This window comes from Desulfurobacterium sp. (genome assembly GCF_027028515.1).
Classification (GTDB): domain Bacteria; phylum Aquificota; class Aquificia; order Desulfurobacteriales; family Desulfurobacteriaceae; genus Desulfurobacterium_A.
Window position 1 is genome coordinate 1 of sequence record NZ_JALVIW010000046.1, and the last position, 4,727, is coordinate 4,727.

Annotated in this window: 3 protein-coding genes; all 3 read right to left on the reverse strand. The window is 37.6% G+C overall.

Annotated features, from left to right (window positions below; genetic code table 11):
* Positions 1-2,532 (reverse strand): glycosyltransferase (locus tag MV676_RS04080; protein ID WP_297445477.1); only part of this gene is annotated, 2,532 nt, incomplete at its 3' end.
* Positions 2,529-3,866 carry a methyltransferase domain-containing protein gene (locus MV676_RS04085; protein WP_297445479.1) on the reverse strand — a complete coding sequence of 446 codons (1,338 nt, stop codon included), beginning with the start codon at positions 3,864-3,866 and terminating at the stop codon, positions 2,529-2,531. The genes MV676_RS04085 and MV676_RS04080, both read right to left, overlap by 4 nt.
* On the reverse strand, positions 3,863-4,727 hold an 865-nt coding region (gene gmd, locus MV676_RS04090; protein ID WP_297445482.1), incomplete at its 5' end, for a GDP-mannose 4,6-dehydratase. The genes gmd and MV676_RS04085, both read right to left, overlap by 4 nt.

Genomic DNA, 4,727 nt, shown 5'->3' on the forward strand with positions numbered 1-4,727 from the left:
CCTTATATCAATAAAACCAAAATTGTACTGAAAAACCACAGAATCCAAAGAGTTCCCAATAACAAAATTTAAAATTTTGTCAATATCAGCAGACTTTCCTCCCATACTCCAAATTCGATAGACATTCTTTTCAAGTTCTGGCTTTAGAATCTCCTTGCTGCTTACCTTGTCCGCTATAATGAAAAGATCAACATCTTCTGAGAAATTCTCAGTTAAAAACTGGGAGTAAGTTGCTATTCCACACCTTGTGTTCCAAGTACTGACCCATCCAACTCTAAGTTTCCTATCTGGAAAGATTGGAAGCTTCTCAACATAATCTCTAACCTTTAGAAGCTTTTTAGCACTTTTTTCCCAAGTAAAGTTCTCTAATACAAACTGTTTTGCCTTTTGAGTTTTTTCTCTCTTCTTCTCTTCAGAAAGGGTATAAACTTCCCTCATAGCCTTAATCAAACTCTCCTTCTCCGGCTCAACCCAGTAAGAGTTAAACTGTTTCATGTGGGTTCTTGCTTTAGAAAAACGAAAGTCAACAAGCCATGAGTTATCTTCCCTGCAGAAAAAGGTCTGTCCTCCAAAAGCAGTTGTTATAACAGGAAGCTCAAAGAGCATTGCCTCAGCCATAGGAAGGCCAAATCCTTCTCCTCTTGTCGGCTGAACAAGGCAATCACACTGTTTGTAAAGACCAACAATATAATTGTCTGGAAGGTCTTTATTTATAACCTCTATTTCTGGAGCATTTCCTTTCTCTTTAAATTTCTCAACCAACTCTTCAACGTTATTGTGGGGATTAGGGAAAGTTTTTATTATGAGGACAACATCATCTTCAGCTGTAAAGGCAGAAGTGTAAGCATCTAAAAGAACATCTATGCCTTTACGGGGAAAACAGGAAGATATATGAAGAAACTTAAAGTTCTTTTTTGTCTTTAAAGAATAGTACTTTGGTTTTACTTTTAAAACATGATCAACACCAAGGCCAATAGAAAAAACAGGAATAGTTATTCCGTTATCTATCATAATTTTCTTTACATAAGGAGACATAACAGGAAGAGCATCAAGATAGCGATTAAAGTTTTTAAGATACTCTTTAGGAAACTCTGACTCTTCCCAACCGTAGGAGTTCATAAGGTTGATGTAGGACTTCATATCACTAACCCTTGGAGGGTAAAGGTTCCTTAGGAGTGTTCCTTTCCTGTACCCTTTTTCGCCCTTTTTCCACATAATTTCTACGTCTGGATTGTTTATTAAAAACTCCTTGTTTGGCTCAAAGTCTCCCGGTCCTTCAGTAGAGTAAAGGGCAACCTTTTCAGGGAAAAGGCTATTGAGTGCTCTAGCCATTTCCCTATTCACAATGGCTAAACTGTAAGAGCTATCAAAGGGACCTTCTATCTGGAAATCCACATCCTTCCTTTTAAACTCTTTACTGAAAACTGTTTCGTAGTCTTTTGGGATTTCTACTCCAACAATTTTTTCAAGGAAATTCACAAACTTTTCAATAATATTATCTTTCTCGTAAACTGAAATAGCCTCTTCCTGAGTCTTTAAGATCTCTCTTAAAAGTCTCCTGTTTTTTGAAAGTACGGATAGTAAAGCTGCTATTTTTTTAAAATCCTTTTCCTTTACAAGTACCCCCCCACCATTTAACGTATATCTAACGTTGCTATCTGGAGCATCGTAGGCAACAACAGGAACATTAAGGGCAAAGGCCTCAACAAGAGGAACTCCGAATCCTTCGTGTTCACTCATACATACGAATACATCAGCACATCTATAATAAGCGTAGAGATCTTTATAAGGAATTCTTCCAGTTAATAAAACATCTTCTCCTAACTTAAGGCCATATTTTTTTACTTTATCTTTTACTAACCTCTCGTAAGAAAGATCTGTAGTCCCTCCTACAAGGATAAGCCTTGAAGGTTTATCGGATAACTTCTTGAAATAGCTGAAGATATCTACAAGTTCATCTTGTTTTTTGTTTCCTACAACTCTTCCAACAAACAGTACATTAAAAGAAGTGCCATATTTATCAATAATCCTCGGATTGTAAGGATGGTTCCTTATCTTTTCAAGGTCAAAAAGTAGAGGAATAACCCAAACTTTTTCCGGTAAAAATCCTAAAGATATAAGTTCCTGTTTGTTAACTTTAGAGTCTGCAATTGCAGCAACTGAAATTTCCTTTAAAAGCTTAAGTTGTTCCCTTCCTTTTCTTGCATATTTCCTCAGAAGAGAATCTTCAGGAAAAAACCTCTCTGGGGTTATATTGTGATAAACAAGGACAATTTTATCTTTAAGGGATTTAAGCCAAGAATCAAGATCGTGCCCTAACGAATGGTGAACAAGAAGCACGTTCTCTGGATCTGTTTTATACTGGGAGTAGTGTTTCAGTTCTTTTTTTAACTTCCTGTCAACGTGCTCAACGTAAATTTCTGATTTAAATCCAAGTTTTCTAAGTATATCTCTAATTAAAAGCATTCCATTCGTCACAGCATCACCGTAAGCACTACCAGAGTGAAACTGATGAATTGCTTTCACTTTCATTTGTCCACCGGCTTCTTAGATATCAAAGCATAGTCTAAGTAGAGTTTTTTGAGATCCTCATCCTTAAACTTTTCTTCTGCTAAAGGAGATAAGAAAAGAAGTTTTAAATCAGAGAAACCGAACCATCTTAACATAAAAGACATAGTATCCGGGGGAATTGGCCTGACGTGAGTTTCATCCATATAGAACCTTGGGAAAGCCTCATAGTTCCAAGGATTAATTGTCTCAAGAATTAAAACACCTCCAGGAACAAGTTTTTCAAAAGAAAGTCTTAGGAAATCTTTCAAGTAAGAAGTATCAAAGTGTTCTATCACCTGAAAAGCAGTTATTGCCGAGAACTTCTTACTATTCTCTTCAAGGAAAGAGTTCACATCTTCTTTATAAACTGCGTAACCTCTTTTTTTCAGGTCTTTTACTTGATAACTATCAACATCAACACCTATAGCTTTAATCCTCTGTTCTCTAAGAAGTTCCAAAAACTCTCCTCTTCCACATCCGACATCAAGAACTGGAAACTTAGAAGCAAGCTCTACTGGAATATATTTGAGATATCTTTTTAAGTGCCATTTTACATCTTTATAACTTCCTCTAAAAAGAGATTCAAAAGCAGCATAGTAATCCCTTTCTACTATATCTATTTTTTGGAGCTCTACTTCAATAGTAGTCGGTACCTCCTCTTTCTGGAACTTGGAACCTATGCAGAATAATTCTTTTTTTATTTCTTCAATCTTCAAATCATTCTTTCTTAACTCCTCTTCTATCTTCTTCAACTCTTTTGCTTGTTTTTCTGCAAGATTTCCAAAGCTATTTTTAAAACTTGAGAGATTAACTTCAAGCTTTGAAATAAGTGATTTCAAATTAGAAATCTGAAATTCAGAACTTGCCTCAATACCTCTAACATAAGTTACGAATCTCGGGAGAGTAACAAAGAACTTAATTCCACCGACTATGCTTCCAACTCCGGGCAAAGAGGAAAGAATAGAATAAAAAACCCTATACTTTGAAAGTCCCTTTATCTTTACTCCTCTTTCTCTACCCTCCCTAGAATAGCGAAGGCGAACAATAATATCTATCTTGGAAAACCTCCCTTTTAGCAGATTTTCCAAGTAATATTCAAATCCTTCTGGATCAGGTTCTCTTCCTAAAATTAAGAGGTAAGCTTTTCTTATAAACTCTCCTCCGATATAGGAAAGTAACTCTGACAAATCAACAGAGTTAACAGGATCAACTGTAGGTTGAAAACTTTTCTCAAGACGATCAAGTTTCCGCATTTCTCGTTCTACTTCCGACAGAAGTTCTTCCTTCTTTATTTTTGAGGAATTTATCTCAATCATTGCTTTTGATCTGAAATCCTCCTTAAATCTACTTCCATCATAATAGCAACTAAATCATCAAATTTGACCTTTGGTACCCAACCTAACTTCTTCTTAGCCTTTTCCGGATTTCCAATCAGCAAATCAACTTCAGCAGGCCTGTAAAACCGAGGAGAAACCTCAACAATGACTCTTCCACTCTTCCTGTCTATTCCTCTCGCACCTACCCCTTCACCTTCCCAAACTATGTTAAAACCGGCAAGCTCTGCAGCCTTTTCAACAAATTCTCTGACGGAGTGGGTCTCTCCGGTTGCCAGAACGTAGTCGTCCGGCTCATCCTGCTGAAGCATAAGCCACATACCTTCAACGTACTCCGGAGCATAACCCCAGTCTCTCTTAGCATCAAGGTTCCCAAGAATTAGTTTATCCTGAAGGCCGTACTTAATTCTCGCCAAGGAGTAGGTAATTTTCCTCGTAACGAATTCAAGCCCCCGTAAAGGGGACTCGTGGTTGAAGAGGATTCCAGAGCAGGCAAAAATACCAAAGGACTCCCTATAGTTAACAGTTATCCAGTGGCCAAAGAGCTTTGCAACTCCGTAGGGACTGCGGGGATAGAAAGGAGTATTCTCCGTTTGTGGAACTTCCTGAACTTTTCCAAACATCTCACTGGTAGAGGCCTGATAGAACTTTGCATCGGGCTTGATAGTTCTTATTGCCTCAAGGAGCCTAAGAACTCCAATGGCATCAACCTCTGAAGTCAAAATAGGCTGCTCAAATGAAACACCTACAAAGCTCTGAGCTGCAAGGTTGTAAACTTCATCTGGCATTACTTTCTCAATTACCCTCATGACGTTCGTAAGCTCAAGGAGATCCATATAGAGG

Coding starts and splice junctions, on each gene's coding strand:
- MV676_RS04085 (WP_297445479.1), bottom strand. CDS start 3,866: ATGATTGAGATAAATTCCTCAAAAATAAAGAAGGAAGAACTTCTGTCG.